This window comes from Streptococcus sp. STC1396 (genome assembly GCF_058933875.1).
In genome coordinates, this window is the sequence record NZ_JBZYCU010000004.1 from 21,314 (window position 1) to 39,062 (window position 17,749).

Genomic DNA, 17,749 nt, shown 5'->3' on the forward strand with positions numbered 1-17,749 from the left:
TGCAACAGAGGGAGATTATATGAAATCTTATCAAGAATCTATTTTTGGGACTTTTAAAGGGCAGGATGTCTTAGCCTATACCTTTGAAAATTCTCTGGGCTATTGCTTCAAGGTCATGAATTATGGTGCAACGATTTTAGAATATCGGACGCCGGATAAAAATGGTGATTTTGCCAATATTGTTCTAGGATTTGAGCACTTTGATGATTATGTTGGCAATAGTCCTAAGCATGGTGCCAGCGTGGGACCAGTTGCGGGGCGGATTGCGAAGGCTAGCTTTGAGCTGAATGAGCAGTCCTACCAGCTGGAAGTCAATAATGCTCAGAATTGTAACCACAGTGGCTCTACTGGCTGGGACAGCGTGATTTTCCAAACAGAGGAAGTTACAAACGACGGAGTCACATTTTATACAGAGCGGACAGATGGGACAGGTGGCTTCCCAGGTAATTTGAAGATCTGGATTTCTTATTCCTTGTCGGAAAAAGGGGAGCTGGAGATTTCCTATCAAGTTCAGACAGACCAAGACAGTCTGGTCAATCCGACCAACCACAGCTATTTCAATCTGTCAGGTGATTTTAGTCAGCCCATCGATCAGCATATCCTCCAACTGCATACCAAAGGGGTTTATCCGATTGCTCCTGACGGTGTGCCAGCAAAAGAGGCGGATGCGAATCGTGGCTTTGTCAAAGGCTTGCAAAAAGGTTTGGAGCTAAAAGAAATTTTTGCTGACCAAGACGAGCAAATTCAGGTCGTGTCAGGGCTAGATCACCCCTTTGCTCTCGATAAAGAGCAGGAAGAGGCAGGATACCTATATGATGCGGCGTCTGGCCGCTACCTGACTTTCCGCACAGATGCTCCTTGCGTCGTGACTTATTCGGCTAATTTTGTCGATGAATCAGTCATCCTAAATGGACGGCCAATGATTCAGCATAATGGTCTGGCATTGGAGGCACAAGCCTTGCCTGATGCGATTCATAGTGACTTGAAGCATCAGGTCATTCTCAAGGTAGGCCACATTTTCACCAGCACCACAGTTTACTTCGCAGGAGTGAAATAAACAGCAAACGTGCTTCATTTGAAGTGTATCCCAATGGCTATCCTAGCCCAAAGATACAATAAAAACGGCAGATTCCCCCTTCTGCCGTTTTTATCAATTAAAAATTATTGAGAGAAGTATTTTTCTTTAAGCAAATTTTAAGATAAGCGCGTTATACTAATATCATCAAATGAGGACCTCCTAACTTTGTTTGATAGAAATCCTAAGACTTTTTCATAATAATCTCCCAAAAAGACCACCCAATCGGGCGGTCTTTTTTTGTGTTCAGACGCGGATCAGATTTGCTTCTTCTGCTCTATTTTCTGCTATAATAGTTCTATGAGTAGAATTTTAGATAATGAATTGATGGGTGATGAGGAATTGGTGGAACGCACTCTTCGCCCTCAGTATTTACAAGAATATATCGGCCAAGACAAGGTCAAGGATCAGCTGAAGATTTTTATTGAAGCAGCTAAGCTGAGGGATGAGGCATTAGACCACACCCTGCTTTTTGGTCCCCCGGGTCTGGGGAAGACGACAATGGCCTTTGTCATTGCCAATGAACTAGGTGTTAATCTCAAACAGACTTCAGGTCCGGTTATTGAAAAGGCTGGTGATTTAGTAGCGATTCTCAATGACTTGGAGCCAGGTGATGTTCTTTTTATAGATGAGATTCATCGCTTGCCAATGGCGGTAGAGGAAGTACTTTACAGTGCCATGGAAGATTTTTACATTGACATTATGATTGGTTCAGGCGAGACCAGCCGTAGCGTCCATCTGGATTTGCCGCCTTTCACTCTGATTGGGGCGACCACTCGGGCAGGTATGCTGTCCAATCCTCTACGGGCCCGCTTTGGCATTACTGGTCACATGGAGTATTATGAAGCTGGCGACCTGACTGAAATCGTTGAGCGGACGGCAGAGATTTTTGAGATGGATATTACCCACGAGGCTGCTAAGGAACTGGCTCTTCGCAGCCGAGGGACACCGCGGATTGCCAACCGTCTGCTCAAGCGGGTGCGGGACTATGCGCAGATTATGGGGAATGGTCTGATTGATGATAAGATAGCCGACCAGGCCCTCACCATGCTGGATGTGGACCAGGAAGGGCTGGACTATGTGGACCAGAAGATTTTGAAGACTATGATTGAGGTCTACGGTGGCGGTCCCGTGGGGCTGGGAACCCTCTCGGTCAATATTGCTGAGGAGCGTGAAACAGTGGAGGACATGTATGAGCCTTACCTGATTCAGAAGGGCTTTGTCATGCGGACACGGACTGGGCGTGTGGCTACCCGTAAAGCCTATGAGCATCTAGGATATGAGTATATGAAGGAATGATGACAGACGAGGAAATTTTAGAGAGACTTAGTCAGGATCAGAACATCCGAAGGATTTTGGAAATTATTCGCACTCCACAGCTTCAGGATTCTTGGCTAGCCGCTGGATGCGTGAGGAATTTTATCTGGAATATCTTGTCTGGGAAGCCAGGCTTTGATTCTAATACAGATGTAGATGTGATTTTCTTTGATCCGACTATTTCTTATGAAAAAACCTTGCAGTTGGAAATGGAGCTAAGGGAAGCTTTTCCCGATTATCGTTGGGAATTGAAAAATCAAGTCTATATGCACATCCATAGTCCCAATACCCAGCCTTATAGCTGCTCAAAAGATGCTATGACTCAGTACCCTGAGCGCTGTACGGCTATCGGCCTGCGCTTGATGGCAAATGATAAACTGGAACTTTTTGCTCCCTATGGTTTGGAGGATATTCGAGCATTTCAGGTGCGACCAACGCCACATTTTCTGGCTGATGAGGAGCGAAAGAAGCTCTATACTCAAAGACTCAGCAAGAAAAATTGGCAAGATAAATGGCCACAATTAAGTTTTGTATTTCCTTCTGAGGAAAAGAAATCCTCGATTTAAATAAGGCACCTCTTTTTAATGTTAGTATTTTACCGCCCAATGTGGTGGTTTTTCATTTCTCGGTACCGCTGTTACAGAATAATCGAGAAAGAACCGCAGTTTTCTTTTTATTTTGATATAATAGACTTATGAAGAAAATTGTATTTGTTTGTTTGGGAAATATCTGCCGCAGTCCGATGGCAGAGTTTGTAATGAAAAGTTTGTCCGATAGTCTGCAGATTGAAAGCCGGGCGACGTCTAATTGGGAGCATGGCAATCCCATTCATCAAGGAACCCAAGCAATTTTTAAGAAATATGCTATTTCTTATGATAAAGGAAAAACTTCTCAGCAGATTTCAGCTCAGGATTTTGCAGAATTTGACTATATTGTCGGCATGGATAAGTCCAACATTCGCGATTTGCGGCGGATGGCGCCGGCGGATTTTCAGGATAAAATCTACCAGTTTGCTGATCGTGGTGTACCGGATCCTTGGTATACGGGCGATTTCGATGAAACTTATGAACTGATTTTGGCTGGTTGTCACAGTTGGCTAGAGCGATTAATGGGTGAAAAATGGATAAAATAAAAGAATTTTACGATAAATACAAGGTCTATCTGACTCGTCAAAATCTAGAAATAGCCGCAGTGACCGTCATCGTCTTGTCAGCTATTCTAGTTTTTACATCAAATATTCCTAGCAAGGGTGTACTGACGCTGGATCAGGGAAATATCAAATACGAAGGCAGTCTTGTTCACGGGAAAATGAACGGCCAAGGCACTCTTGCTTTCAAAAATGGGGACAGCTATACAGGGAACTTCAAAAATGGTATTTTCAGCGGCAAGGGTACCTTTACTTCACAGTCCGGTTGGAAATATGAAGGCGAATTTGTCAATGGCCAGGCCGATGGCAAAGGCAAACTAACGACAGAAGGCAATGTTATCTACGAAGGGACATTCAAGCAAGGGATTTATCAAAATGCGCATTAGATGGTTTTCACTGGTCAGGATTACTGGACTGGTCTTAGTTTTACTCTATCATTACTTTCAGGGTGTCTTCCCTGGAGGTTTTATTGGAGTGGATATCTTTTTCACTTTTTCAGGATTTTTGATTACCTCGCTGTTGATTGATGAGTTTGCGCGGAACCAGACGATTGACATTTTGGGCTTTCTGAAACGGCGCTTTTATCGCATCGTTCCCCCCCTAGGGTTTATGATTTTGGTCATCATGCCCTTTACTTTGTTGATTCGTCGAGATTTTATAGCAGGTATTGGTACTCAGATTGCGGCTGCTCTTGGCTTTGTGACCAATTTTTATGAAATGCTGTCGGGCGGAAGTTATGAAAGTCAGTTTGTACCGCATTTGCTGATTCACACTTGGAGTTTGGCGCTAGAAGTGCACTACTATGTTTTATGGGGATTGGCTGCCTGGGGACTTAGCAAGCTCAGCAAATCAGTCGCCCAGTATCGAGGGATGATTTCTCTCGCTTCAGCAGCTCTCTTTCTGATCAGCTTCTTTTCTATGTTTATTGGAGCTTTCGTTAGCAAAAACTACTCTAATATTTATTTTTCAAGTCTGACTCATGTTTTTCCTTTCTTTGCAGGGACAGCACTTGCGACTTTTTCTGGAGTCGGAAATGTTGGCGTTCAGATGAAGAAACTGGAAAAAATAGTCGATCTCAAACAAGTTCTGGCTGCTCTGGGCGGAAGTTTTGCCATTCTTATCTTACTCAGTTTCATTTTGAAATTTGACAGCTTGTGGACCTATTTATTTGGTTTTATGGCTTCGACGCTTCTGGCCTGCGTCATGATAGCAGCAACCCGCATGTTGCACGACAAATTGCCAGATGTGAAGGAGCCCGAATTTGTCAACTTTATCGCAGATACCAGTTATGGCGTCTATCTCTTCCACTGGCCTTTTTACATCATCTTTACTCAGCTGATGAGCAATGGCTGGGCTGTACTGTTGACAACAATTTTGAGTTTCAGCTTTGCAGCTCTCTCTTTCTATATTTTGGAGCCTACTCTGGCAGGACGACAGCCGAAGATCATGGGAACCGAGATGGATTTATCATCTATTACTAAGCCGGTCTTCTACAGTTTCATTCCGCTGACACTTATTCTGTTTTCTATCACCGTGACAGCGCCATCTGTCGGAGCCTTTGAGGAAAACCTGATTGTCAATGCTTTAAATCAGGCAGATACGAAAATGCAGGCGACTCGCAGTCATGTGGATCAAACAACAGCCACAGATTATAATGTAGCTGCAGGCACAACCATGATTGGGGATTCGGTTGCCCTTCGCTCAAGTGAATGGCTGCAACAAGTGATTCCGAATGTTCAATTAGATGCTATCGTCAGCCGAAATTTTAATTCGGGATTTGAAGTTTATCAAAACGATATTTCTAATCATCTTCTTTTAAAAAATGTTGTATTAGCTTTGGGGACTAATACAGTTGACAATTATGAAGAAATGCTAAACCAGTATATTGAGAACCTGCCAAAAGGTCATACTCTGATTCTGGTAACTCCTTATGACGGCCGAACGGCCGGAGACTCCAATAGCATTCTGGTTAAAACGCGCCAGTACGAATTAGAGCTTGCCCAGAAGTATGATTTTGTTCATGTGGCAGACTGGTATCAAGTAGCTATAGATAATCCGCAGATTTGGGCTGGTACAGACTATGTTCATTATGGTTCAGATACAGAATCAATGAAAGAAGGCGGACTTCTCTATGCCAATACGATTAAACAAGCGTTGGATCAAGCCGAGGCCGGAAACGTTAAACCATAAAGATAGCTCGGATTAACCGAGCTATCTATAGTCACTATATGAAAGCGCTTTCTGACATTTTAAGAAGTATGTGAAATAATAAAAATACAGAAAATAAATTCACAAGCGATAAGCGGAAGCCGTGAATTTAGAGGGGGTGATAATTTACTTCACAAAGTTTCCAATAAAGTATGTGAAATTTTGTTGAAAGTGTTTACAAAGATAGGTAAATAAGGTATAATGTTATTGTGAAAATTTTAACAAAGGCTGAAGATTCTTCAAGCCTTCTAAGAAACCATTGGAGGACTATGATGGCGGATAAAAAAATTGTAACACCTGAGGAAAAGAAATTGGCTGCTGAAAAGCATGTTGATGAACTTGTTCAAAAAGGTCTGGTAGCTCTTGAAGAAATGAGAAAATTGAACCAAGAGCAAGTGGATTATATTGTAGCAAAAGCTTCAGTTGCTGCTTTGGATGCTCACGGAATCCTTGCTCAACATGCTGTTGAAGAAACTGGACGTGGTGTATTTGAAGACAAGGCGACAAAAAACCTCTTTGCTTGCGAACACGTTGTCAACAATATGCGTGGAGTTAAAACTGTTGGTGTCATTGAAGATGATCCGATTACTGGCTTGACTAAAATTGCAGAGCCTGTCGGAGTAGTCTGCGGGATCACTCCAACGACCAACCCAACTGCAACAGCAATTTTCAAATCATTGATTGCTTTGAAGACACGTAATCCGATCGTCTTTGCTTTCCACCCATCTGCACAAGAATCTTCAGCTCACGCAGCGCAAATCGTACGCGACGCAGCGATTGCAGCAGGAGCTCCTGAAAACTGTGTGCAATGGATTACACAACCATCTATGGAAGCGACAGGTGCGCTTATGAACCACGATGGTATTGCTACAATCCTTGCGACCGGTGGGAATGCCATGGTTAAGGCTGCTTACTCATGCGGAAAACCAGCTCTTGGAGTTGGTGCCGGAAACGTGCCTGCCTATGTAGAAAAATCTGCAGACCTTCGTCAAGCAGCACATGACATTGTTATGTCTAAATCATTTGACAATGGAATGGTCTGTGCATCTGAACAAGCTGTTATCATTGACAAGGAAGTTTATGATGAATTTGTAGAAGAATTCAAGTCATACCACACTTATTTTGTAAACAAAAAAGAAAAAGCCCTTCTTGAAGAATTCTGCTTTGGCGCTAAAGCAAACAGCAAAAACTGTGCTGGTGCTAAACTAAATGCGAACATTGTAGGGAAACCAGCTGCATGGATTGCAGAACAAGCAGGCTTCAAAGTACCAGAAGGTACAAACATCCTGGCTGCAGAATGTGCGGAAGTAGGTCCAAATGAGCCATTGACTCGCGAAAAACTTTCACCAGTTATTGCTGTCTTGAAAGCTGAAGATACAGAAGACGGTCTTACAAAAGCTCGTCAAATGGTTGAATTTAACGGACTTGGTCACTCAGCTGCTATCCATACAAAAGATGAAGCTCTTGCTAAGCGCTTTGGTACTGAAATCAAAGCTATGCGGATTATCTGGAACTCTCCATCTACTTTCGGTGGTATTGGGGATGTATATAATGCCTTCATTCCATCCTTGACACTTGGATGTGGTTCATACGGACGTAACTCAGTTGGTGATAACGTTAGCGCTATTAACCTCTTAAACATCAAGAAAGTAGGGAAACGTAGAAATAATATGCAATGGTTTAAAGTTCCTTCAAAAATTTACTTCGAGCGCAACTCTATCCAATACCTTCAAACATGTGAAGATATTGAACGCGTTATGATTGTTACCGATAAGTCCATCGAAAAACTTGGTTTTGTTCAACGTGTAATTGATCAGTTGAATCTCCGTAAGAACAAAGTGACAATCCAAGTCTTCTCAGATGTAGAGCCAGATCCAGATATTACAACTATCCGTCGTGGTACAGAAGAAATGCGTGCCTTTGAACCAGATACAATCATCGCACTCGGTGGTGGTTCTCCAATGGACGCTGCTAAGGGTATGTGGATGTTCTACGAACAGCCAGAAGTTGACTTCAGCGACCTTGTTCAAAAATTCATGGATATCCGTAAACGTGCCTTCAAATTCCCATCACTTGGTAAGAAAGCTAAATATATCGGTATCCCTACAACATCTGGTACAGGTTCAGAAGTGACTCCATTTGCCGTTATCTCTGATAAAGCAAACAACCGCAAATACCCACTTGCTGACTATGCTTTGACTCCAACCATCGCGATTGTTGACCCTGCTTTGGTAGAAACTGTTCCAGCATTTATCGCAGCAGATACAGGTATGGACGTATTGACCCACGCGACTGAAGCCTATACTTCTAACTTTGCTAACGACTACACAGATGGTATTGCCCTTCAAACTATCAAATTAGTCTTCAAATATTTGGAAAAATCTGTGAAAACAGCTGATCCAGAAGCTCGCGAAAAGATGCACAATGCTTCTACAATGGCTGGTATGGCCTTTGCCAATGCCTTCCTTGGAATGAGCCACTCAATGGCCCACAAGATCGGTGGTGTGCACCACACTATTCACGGACGGACCAATGCAATCTTACTTCCATACGTTATCCGCTACAACGGTACTCGTCCATCTAAGACAACGACTTGGCCTAAGTACAACTACTGGAAAGCTGATGAAAAATTCCAAGACATCGCTCGTATGCTTGGCTTGCCATGCTCAACTCCTGAAGAAGCGGTTGAAGCATATGCCAAAGCTGTTTACGACCTTGGTGAAGCAGTTGGTATTACAATGAACTTCAAAGGATTCGGAATCGATGAGAAAACTTGGAAGGACAGCTTGCATGAAATTGCTCTTCTAGCTTATGAAGACCAATGTTCACCAGCTAACCCACGCTTGCCAATGGTAGCTGATATGGAAGAAATCATGGCTGACGCTTACTATGGCTATGCAGAACGTCCAGGACGTCGCAAATAATATAGTTATCAACCACAAGGTAGGAGAAATCCTACCTTTTTTTGGCGTGATTGGAGGAATTATTTTTTTGGCGTGATTGGAGGAATTATGATATAATAAGAAAATAAAAAAGTTTGGTAATTAAATTATTTATTTTTCAAACAATAATGAGGGTTCTAGTTGATGAATAATGTTGGTAAAAGAATAGAGGAGTTACGCAAAAAGAAGGGTTTGAGCCGTCCGGCCTTTTGTGATGATGAATCTGGTTTGTCTGTCCGCCAGTTGGCACGTATCGAAAAAGGAGAGTTTCATCCCACTCTGAAAACTCTGGAGCATATCGCAGAAAAATTGGAGATTCCAGCCTATATCCTCATGCCTGACTATCAAGAGTTGCCAGAGCGTTATAAGGAAATCAAGTACTTTCTGCTTCATCACCCTGACTATGGGGATAAGGAACTGCAAGAACAAAAAGATGCGTATTTTGATGAAATCTTTGAGGACTTTTATGACAATCTTCCAAGAGATGAGCAGATAATGATCGATTGCTTGCAGGCGATTGAGCAGGTGCGGGCAGGCCAAAATTCATTATATGGTCAAGGTGTGTTGGAGAATAGTTCTGACAATCTAGTCGACATAGGACTGTTTCATACTAGTACATTATTGAAATTAAGACTTTATTTTCTCTGTGCATTAATGGATGGATTGAATTCAGGATTTATAAAAGAAACTACGCAAGAAGAAATTGTTCTTCTATTTAAAAAGCTATGTCATCAAATAGAAGAAACTGAATTGGAAGATTTATATTTATTGCGGGATGCTCTGTTTGCAGCACTGTGCTGTTTGGAGCTTGTTGGAGAGTTCTCCTATTTCAAGATGGCAGTAGATAAGTTAAATTATATTATGAATAGAACCCGAGATTTCCAAAAGAAACCATTAATTTTAATGGTTGAGTGGAAATATTATATTCAGTGTGATTTTAATGAGGCAAATCGTAAGTATCAAGAGGCGAAAATGGTTGCTCAAATATTTGGAAATGAGCAATTGATAAAGAGTCTTGATAGAGAATGGCAGGAAGATATAAAAAAATATATTCGATAGTTTGTGAATAGTGACATCAATGTCTTGAAAAATAAAACTTTTGGTATTTTTATTAGTAATTGCCGAAAGTTTTTTGTTTTGTTCGGATTTTACTATCTATTTATTAAAAAAATAGTGACACTTCTGTCATTGGTGATTTTTTGTTGCGCTGATATAATTATTTTTGTAAGTAAGACATCAGAAAGGAAAAGCAAATGTTTAAATTTTTTAGTTTGCTAAGCTCTATCAGTTGGTGGAAGTAAATACAAAAAGTTACTGTACATTAATACTCGAACGATTCAATAATGTACCAAATTTTTACAGAGGTGGCGTACGAGATGTATTGGTCATTCGACAGTCATACGATACTCTTATACAAGTGGAGATAAGGATAAATGGCTACTTGTTAGACTTGATTACGGTTAAAAGAAATATTCTTAGAGTTTATACTTTGAAAAATATCTCTCCCACTACAAGAATTACAGTATCAGATATTACAGAGGGACTTGATATGACTCTGAAATACAATCGTACATTTAGGGATTTTGATTTTTTTGAAAAATTAAAATAGGTTTGAAAAAGGAGAAGAGGCATGAGGCAGACAATTTATACACCAGTGTATCAAAAACTGTCATTCAAATGTAAGCATCCGTGTTTTCCATTTATCGTTAAATGATAGCAATTCACATAACATAAAGAATTTGGAGAACAAAACGCATGAAACATCAGTTAGCTAATCATTGGATTTTGGAAGACAGTGACTTCATAACGAAACAATCTTATCCAAAGCCATGGTTAAAAAGAACAAAATAGATTAAAGGAGACATAAAATGGCAAAACAAATTAAAAAAGTATCAAAACGCAATACCATTAACCTCGGTATTATCAGCTATACCTATACCCGTGGCCGTCATTCAATTTAAGTAAGTAGCATACAATTGAAGGTCTTAGTTTTATTAATAGTTAATTTTATATTAACTATTAATAAAATGGAGCTTAATGTAAGTTATTTAAGCTCTATTTTATTAATAAGTGAATCAGGAGATGACAATGACACTATTTAAAGCAATATTTAAATCTGTTTTTAGCAGAAGGGATGTTAAAATATTTTTAATTTTTATACTTCTTCCTTTATTAGTTCCACTTTTAACAGAATTTATGGACGGGACGAGCACAGGTTTGGCAGGGAATTTTTCAGAGTTTCTTGCTACAACCATTAGCACTCAATATCGTTTGATATTGCCTAACTTATTATTCTCACTCGTTATATCCTCTGTTTTTAAAGATGAAATTGATTCGGGGATTCTATTTCTATACAAAGACATCAATCGCTCACAGATTTTTAAAGCGAAGTTAGGCAGTTTATTAGTTGTATATGTTTTATTTCTACTAGGAACGGTTATGACAAGTGTGCTATCTTACTACGGTATATTATTCTCGCAAGGAGCAGTTCCTGCTAACTTTATTTCTGAAAAAGTTCCAGATATTTTTTCGACAATTTTTTCATTGTTATCTACTATTAGTTTGAATCTGATTACACTACTATTAGTAGTAATGATTTCGGTGACTTCAAAAACGGTTCAAACAGTTTTAACGGGAGTGTTCTTTTCGCTAGCTGCCTCAGTTGCTCCTGTGTTGATTGGGATTAACTATTTGTTTCCAAACGGCTATGCAGACTTGTCCCAAGAGAATTTTCCACTAGCTTGCTTAGTTGCGGTAGGAATATCAGTTCTTTATATACTCTTCTTTTACATCAAAGGAAAACAGAAATTTAAACATATAGAATTTTAGGAAACATGATGAAATATAATCTTCTATCTTTAATGACACCAATCAGTTTAATTGGTATAGCATTTCTAGTCTATTCATTAGGAACTTCTATCGTATTTATAAGTTTTAGCCAACAGCTACAGTTGTCTTATCTTATTGCCCTCATTTGTTTTATGCCAATTGGCTTTATGCTTATTCCTCATACTTTCTCATTGAAATATGGTCTCTACTCAAAGGAAACAGATGTAGTTTTTCACTGGCAGTCCTATTTATGTCTTGCCTTGCTTATCTTTCTTGTCAATCATTATTTTTTAAAAAGCGATGAGTATTTTCATCAAATGGTGATTTCTATGTGCGAGGAGTTTCTATTTCGATTTGTCATCTATAAAGTGTTGAGAAACAATTATTCCCGCCTTTGGTCAATCATTATTGTGTCATTGTTATTCGGTATTTTACTTCATCTAAACTATCCTATGATAGACAATCTACTCATCAGAACCCCATTGGGTATTCTATTTTCAATTTTGGCGACAAAATTTGGTTTGGAGTACGCTATCGGTGGACATTGGATTTACAATCTTTATCAATCAATTATTTAATCTAAGGAGAAAAAATGTTATTACTTTTACTTGCTGTTGTGATTTATGCAGTGCTGGCACTTGCTACAAGTTACTTACTACCTTTTTTATCAGTCCCTTTAGTTTTATTAGTTATTTATGCACTTCCTTTACTCTTGAATTTTATCGTTTATAAAGTTCAAAAAGGAGAATGGAAATTTTGGACAGCTCTTGTTTTACCAACTGTATCAGTGGCTGCGTATCTTTTATTTGCTTATCTGACCTCATCAAATGGTACTTGGATAGAGTTTGCTCAGATGAATATGATATCAGATGAAGATATGCAACTAGATATTGCACTGAACTTATTTGATGGTTCACAGATTTTGTTTATTAGTTTGCTATTTTACGGAGTGTCATTAGCATCGCATTTTATTTCAAATAAGGTTTCCAGTAAGGGGGTAAAACATGCTTAAAATTGAAAATCTGTCAAAACAGTTTAAAGGAAATGATTTTTATTCTCTATCAGACGTCTCTCTTGAAATTGGGAAAGGAGAAATTGTTGGTTTAATTGGTAAGAATGGAGCCGGAAAATCGACTTTGATGAAAATGATGGCAAAATCTCAACGACCAACATCTGGGACAATAACATATAGAGGTATTGATATTAATAGCAAAGATAATGTGTTGGAAGATTTTGGGATTATGATTGATCCAGTTTTCTACCCAGAAATGTCTGTGATGGATAATTTAAAATTTTATCTCAAATTACACGGGAAGCAGGAATTGTACCCAAATATCGAAAAAACACTTCGTTTAGTAGAACTTTGGGAAGCTCGCAACCGTAAACCGAAAGGTTTCTCGTTTGGGATGAAACAACGGACAGCTTTAGCGATTGCTTTAGTAGCAGAACCTGATTTTCTAATTCTAGATGAGCCGTTTGTTGGCTTAGATCCTATTGGTGTTCAAAAATTAATTGATATTTTGAAACAGTGGTCAAGTGAACGTCAGATTTCTATGTTGATTTCAAGTCATCAGTTAGGTGAGTTAGAAGCCTTGTGTAATCGATATGTATATATTGAAGGTGGGAAATTGGTGGATTCGTTTGAAGGGAAAGAGCAGCCAAGTGTAGTTGTTCACCTACATCCTAGCGCAAATACTGCATTACTAGACAGTTACTTATCATCTGATGTGATACTTGAGGGTAGGCTATTGGACATTTCTACAGCTAGTAGTCGCTCTACTTTAAATGAAATCTTTAAGGTTCTTGCAGAGAATGATATGATTGAATCGATTGATGTCAAAGAAAATCATCTCAAGGAAGTATTTATGAAAGGATAATGATGAAGAATATTTTTTCAGCAGTATTTGAATCGGTCTGGAAGCGAAAAGAAACGAAAATTTTTCTTGCTTTTAGTTTTTATCCACTCGTTTATTTAGCGGCTTCTTTCTTTGGAGAGTCTAATTTTATGCAAATTGCAAATGCGGATGGTAGTAAGGTTGCCTACATTGACTTTGCAGATATGATGCTTAATTCGATGGATATGATGATTTTGCCGACTTTAGCCCTATATTTTTTGACAATTTCTGTTTTCAGGAGAGAAATGGATGATCATACGATATTTCTCTACAAGGATATTGATAGAAAATCTATTTACTTCTCAAAATATTTCAGTCTTCTCCTTATTCTTTCTATTTATTTTGCATTATTTTTTGCTTCTTCTTTGCTTGTTCATTACACACGAGTCGTACATATGGAGTTTGGGACAACTCAAATTGTATCGGATACACTTTACTATACTTTGTTAGAGATGGTTAGTATTTTCACAGTATTCTTAAAAGGAGTTTTAGCTATTTCTGTAGCAGCCTTTGCCTCTTTACGTTTTGGGACTGGGACAACTATGACAATTGCCATTGTATTGACAGTAACAATGATGATTCTATCAGCAATAGGGGGCCCAATTGCAGCACTCTTGCCAACAGGTTACCAGCAGTTTACGCAGACAGTTGAAAACATCTGGATTGGATTGGTTGGGCCAGTGACGGTAACGGCAGTCTATGGTCTTGTTTTGAACACCTTAAGTATAAAAAAATTTAAAAGTCTGGAGTTTTAAGGATGAACAAAAAACTCTTAAAGTTGATTATCAAGTACCTCAATAAGCCAAAATTTCTTTTTGGCTTAGGTTTGAGCTTTATTGGAACGATTATGAGTTTATTTATTCCACAATTTATGGGGAACTTACTGAATAAGGAATTTTTAACCACGCTGTTTTTAGTAATGTAATCTCAAAAAATAGGTCAGGGAACTTCTCCGACCTATTTTTGAAACTAGTTTCAGATATGATGGAGGATTTTCTAGAAATAGAAACTAAATTCTTAATATTGCAAAGGATTGAAAAAGGGAAGGTGCTGTGCTATTATTTTTGTAAGGGTTTACAAAACAATAGTGTTGGAGGATGAGATGCGCAACCCAGATTTATTAGCAGAAGCAAAGGCTTACAAAGGCAGAGATGAAGTTCCAGCGGATTTTGATGCTTTTTGGGATCGTCAGATTATCAGTTTGAGTGGCTTGCCGGACTATCAGCTGATTGAAAAAGATTTTCAAATTGCTGGGGTGACCTGCTATGAGCTAGTTTTTGAGGGGACGAATCAGGGGCGAACCTATGCCCGTATGGTCCTTCCAAAATCGAGTAAAAAAGTTCCAATTATCTTTCATTTCCACGGTTATATGGGGCGTGGCTGGGATTGGGCCGATATGCTAGCTTATACGGTTGCTGACTATGGTGTTTTATCTATGGATGTACGCGGCCAGTCAGGCTATTCCTTGGATGGAGGGGCGCCTGTAAGGGGCAATACGGTCAAGGGACAGATTATTCGTGGGGCAGTGGATGGACCAGAGTGTCTCTTTTATAAGGATGTCTATCTAGATATCTACAGCTTGGTTGAGATTGTGGCGAGTTTGGACTTTGTGGACGAGGATCATCTATCCAGTTATGGGGCTTCTCAGGGCGGAGCCTTGGCTTTGGTGGCAGCGGCTCTCAATCCGCGTATTAAGCAGACAGTGGCTATCTATCCTTTCTTGTCAGATTTCCGGCGGGTGTTGGAGATTGGCAATACCAGCGAGGCCTATGATGAGCTCTTTCGGTATTTTAAATTCCACGATCCTTTTCACGAAACGGAGGATGAGATTATCCAGACCTTGTCCTACATCGATGTGAAAAATATGGCTCACCGCATTCAAGGGAGCGTGCGGATGATAACGGGACTGGCTGACGATGTTTGCTATCCGATTACCCAGTTTGCGATTTACAACCGGCTGGAGTGTACTAAGGAGCATCATCTCATGCCAGAGTACGAGCATGAAGCCATGAATGTCTATGTCAATGATAAAGTCTTCAACTGGCTTTGTGGCTCAAAGATTGACCATCCTTCTTTGCTGGAAGCTTTTAAAGACTGGTAAGAACAGATAGTACTGAGAAAGAAACTAAGCCTGAGATTATGAGAATCTCAGGCTTTTTATGATAAATGTTTAAAAATATATTGTAACTTTTTTGTTCAAAAACACTTCGAAGGCTGAAAGTAGTTTCAGCTTTTAAGAAAGGAAGTCGGTTTTTAGAAACTAAAATCTAAATCACAAAACTTATTGAAAGCGCTTTATTTTTTGTATATAATGACATTATAAAAAGAACGGAGAAAACATAGAAAAAGGAGAGATTATTTATGTCACAGATTAGCAAAGATCAATTAATTGCAAAAATCAAAGATGGCATTATCGTTTCCTGTCAAGCTCTGCCTCATGAGCCCCTCTATACGGAGGCTGGTGGGGTCATCCCTCTCTTGGTCAAGGCAGCTGAAGAAGGTGGGGCAGTTGGTATTCGAGCCAACAGCGTGCGAGACATCAAGGAGATTAAGGAAGTAACCGAGCTCCCGATTATCGGGATTATCAAACGGGACTATCCGCCACAGGAGCCTTTTATCACTGCGACTATGCGGGAAGTGGATGAGTTGGCTGCCCTTGATATAGAGGTCATCGCTCTGGACTGCACCCAGCGAGAACGCTATGATGGTTTGAAGATTGAGGACTTTATCCGCCAAGTCAAGGAGAAATATCCGCAGCAACTGCTGATGGCCGACATCAGTACCTTTGAGGAAGGCGTGGCAGCTGTAGCAGCTGGTGTTGACTTTGTCGGTACAACCTTATCAGGCTACACTTCCTACAGTCCCAAGGTAGACGGACCAGACTTTGAACTGGTCAAGAAGCTTTGTGATGCGGGAGTAGATGTGATTGCTGAGGGCAAGATTCACTATCCAGATCAAGCCAAGCAAATCCATGATTTAGGTGTCCGCGGTATTGTAGTAGGCGGAGCCATTACTCGACCAAAGGAAATCACCGAGCGTTTCGTTGCGGCAGTAAAATAAAGTGAGGTAAAGCAATGACGACCTTAAAGTTAAATAAGCTCTACAAAAAATATCCTAATAGTGATTTCTACTCTGTAGAAAATTTCGACTTGCAAATCAAAGATAAAGAATTTATCGTCTTTGTTGGTCCTTCTGGATGTGGAAAATCTACGACCTTGCGCATGATTGCTGGGTTGGAGGACATCACCGAGGGTGAGCTCTATATTGATCAGACTCTGGTCAATGATATTGCTCCCAAGGACCGTGATATCGCCATGGTCTTCCAGAACTATGCCCTCTATCCGCACATGACAGTCTATGACAACATGGCTTTCGGGCTCAAGCTTCGCAAGTACAGCAAGGAAGATATTGACAAGCGGGTTCATGAAGCGGCGGAAATTCTGGGGTTGAAAGAATTCTTGGATCGCAAACCGGCCGATCTTTCTGGCGGCCAGCGTCAACGGGTAGCAATGGGACGGGCCATTGTCCGAGATGCCAAGGTCTTCCTGATGGATGAGCCTTTGTCAAACTTGGATGCGAAACTACGGGTATCCATGCGTGCTGAGATTGCTAAGATCCACCGCCGTATCGGAGCAACCACTATCTACGTTACCCACGACCAAACCGAGGCAATGACCTTGGCCGACCGCATTGTTATCATGTCGGCGACTAAAAATGAAGCAGGTACGGGAACTATCGGTCGTATCGAGCAAGTTGGAACTCCGCAAGAGCTCTACAACGAACCAGCTAACAAGTTTGTTGCAGGCTTCATCGGCAGTCCAGCTATGAACTTCTTTGAAGTGACAGTAGCTGGCAATAAACTGACCGACGGCGACCAGCTCAATCTTACTCTGACGGGTGGTCAAGAAAAGCTTTTGACAGAAAAAGGCTACCAAGGTAAAAAGGTAATCTTAGGTATTCGGCCAGAAGATATTTCAGCGGACTTGATTGTAGAAGATACTTTCCCTGGCGATGTGGTTGAGGCGGAAGTTGTCGTGTCAGAGTTGCTGGGTAGTGACTCAGTGCTCTACTGTAAGGTGGGTAGCCAAGAGTTTTCAGCCAAGGTAGATGCTTCCAATTATCTGGAGCCGGGTTCGAAGCTTCGCTTCACCTTCAAATTACCTAAGAGTCATCTGTTTGATAGTGAGACTCAAAAACGAATTACTTTGTAAAACAACCTAAAATGAACTGACTGACTTTATTTTAGGATAAAAGAAACGTCACAGAGAAGGAGTGATCAGACTTTTAAAAGTTTAGGATTTTAATCAAATATAGGTGGACATTTATCCCAAGGAAT

16 protein-coding genes are annotated in these 17,749 nt (G+C 40.3%); all 16 read left to right on the top strand.

The features are described from left to right. Positions 1-19: 19 nt before the first annotated feature. The 16 genes from AC5FEC_RS02260 (at position 20) to AC5FEC_RS02335 (ending at position 17,624) form a co-directional block, all read left to right on the top strand. Positions 20-1,057 (top strand): aldose epimerase family protein, encoded by a 1,038-nt coding sequence (locus AC5FEC_RS02260; protein WP_493661176.1) that lies wholly within the window; start codon positions 20-22, stop codon positions 1,055-1,057. 318 nt (positions 1,058-1,375) lie between these two features. Continuing rightward, positions 1,376-2,374, top strand: coding sequence for a Holliday junction branch migration DNA helicase RuvB (gene ruvB, locus AC5FEC_RS02265; protein ID WP_493661177.1), 999 nt, complete (start codon positions 1,376-1,378; stop codon positions 2,372-2,374). Further along, on the top strand, positions 2,371-2,958 hold the full coding sequence (locus AC5FEC_RS02270) for a nucleotidyltransferase family protein (RefSeq protein ID WP_493661178.1): 588 nt from the start codon (positions 2,371-2,373) through the stop codon (positions 2,956-2,958). Before ruvB ends, AC5FEC_RS02270 begins: the two co-directional genes overlap by 4 nt. 128 nt (positions 2,959-3,086) lie before the next feature. Continuing rightward, positions 3,087-3,524, top strand: a complete 438-nt coding sequence (locus AC5FEC_RS02275; protein ID WP_493661179.1) for a low molecular weight protein-tyrosine-phosphatase — start codon at positions 3,087-3,089, stop codon at positions 3,522-3,524. Further along, positions 3,512-3,925 (top strand): MORN repeat-containing protein, encoded by a 414-nt coding sequence (locus tag AC5FEC_RS02280; protein WP_037616498.1) that lies wholly within the window; start codon positions 3,512-3,514, stop codon positions 3,923-3,925. Before AC5FEC_RS02275 ends, AC5FEC_RS02280 begins: the two co-directional genes overlap by 13 nt. Then, on the top strand, positions 3,915-5,729 hold the full coding sequence (locus AC5FEC_RS02285; RefSeq protein ID WP_493661180.1) for an acyltransferase family protein: 1,815 nt from the start codon (positions 3,915-3,917) through the stop codon (positions 5,727-5,729). Before AC5FEC_RS02280 ends, AC5FEC_RS02285 begins: the two co-directional genes overlap by 11 nt. A 290-nt stretch (positions 5,730-6,019) precedes the next feature. Further along, on the top strand, positions 6,020-8,671 hold the full coding sequence (gene adhE / locus AC5FEC_RS02290; RefSeq protein ID WP_037616495.1) for a bifunctional acetaldehyde-CoA/alcohol dehydrogenase: 2,652 nt from the start codon (positions 6,020-6,022) through the stop codon (positions 8,669-8,671). 162 nt (positions 8,672-8,833) lie between these two features. Beyond that, positions 8,834-9,748 carry a helix-turn-helix domain-containing protein gene (locus tag AC5FEC_RS02295; protein WP_493661181.1) on the top strand — a complete coding sequence of 305 codons (915 nt, stop codon included), beginning with the start codon at positions 8,834-8,836 and terminating at the stop codon, positions 9,746-9,748. A gap of 1,029 nt (positions 9,749-10,777) precedes the next feature. Next, positions 10,778-11,518: an amino acid transporter gene (locus AC5FEC_RS02300; protein ID WP_052076763.1), complete on the top strand. Its 741-nt coding sequence runs from the start codon at positions 10,778-10,780 to the stop codon at positions 11,516-11,518. An 8-nt stretch (positions 11,519-11,526) separates the two neighbouring features. Beyond that, positions 11,527-12,096 (top strand): CPBP family intramembrane glutamic endopeptidase, encoded by a 570-nt coding sequence (locus AC5FEC_RS02305; protein ID WP_493661182.1) that lies wholly within the window; start codon positions 11,527-11,529, stop codon positions 12,094-12,096. Between the two features lie 14 nt (positions 12,097-12,110). Next, on the top strand, positions 12,111-12,530 hold the full coding sequence (locus AC5FEC_RS02310; protein ID WP_037616487.1) for an Msa family membrane protein: 420 nt from the start codon (positions 12,111-12,113) through the stop codon (positions 12,528-12,530). Then, on the top strand, positions 12,523-13,395 hold the full coding sequence (locus tag AC5FEC_RS02315) for an ABC transporter ATP-binding protein (RefSeq protein WP_304948844.1): 873 nt from the start codon (positions 12,523-12,525) through the stop codon (positions 13,393-13,395). The genes AC5FEC_RS02310 and AC5FEC_RS02315 overlap by 8 nt, the downstream gene beginning before the upstream one ends. Then, positions 13,395-14,168: a hypothetical protein gene (locus AC5FEC_RS02320; RefSeq protein WP_493661183.1), complete on the top strand. Its 774-nt coding sequence runs from the start codon at positions 13,395-13,397 to the stop codon at positions 14,166-14,168. Before AC5FEC_RS02315 ends, AC5FEC_RS02320 begins: the two co-directional genes overlap by 1 nt. Before the next feature lie 347 nt (positions 14,169-14,515). Beyond that, positions 14,516-15,514 (top strand): acetylxylan esterase, encoded by a 999-nt coding sequence (locus tag AC5FEC_RS02325; protein WP_304948843.1) that lies wholly within the window; start codon positions 14,516-14,518, stop codon positions 15,512-15,514. Positions 15,515-15,774: 260 nt separating this feature from the next. Beyond that, a complete protein-coding gene (locus AC5FEC_RS02330; RefSeq protein WP_015604210.1) occupies positions 15,775-16,473 on the top strand; it encodes an N-acetylmannosamine-6-phosphate 2-epimerase in 699 nt (232 codons plus the stop codon). Positions 16,474-16,487: 14 nt separating this feature from the next. After that, positions 16,488-17,624: an ABC transporter ATP-binding protein gene (locus AC5FEC_RS02335; protein ID WP_217473290.1), complete on the top strand. Its 1,137-nt coding sequence runs from the start codon at positions 16,488-16,490 to the stop codon at positions 17,622-17,624. Positions 17,625-17,749 lie beyond the last annotated feature (125 nt).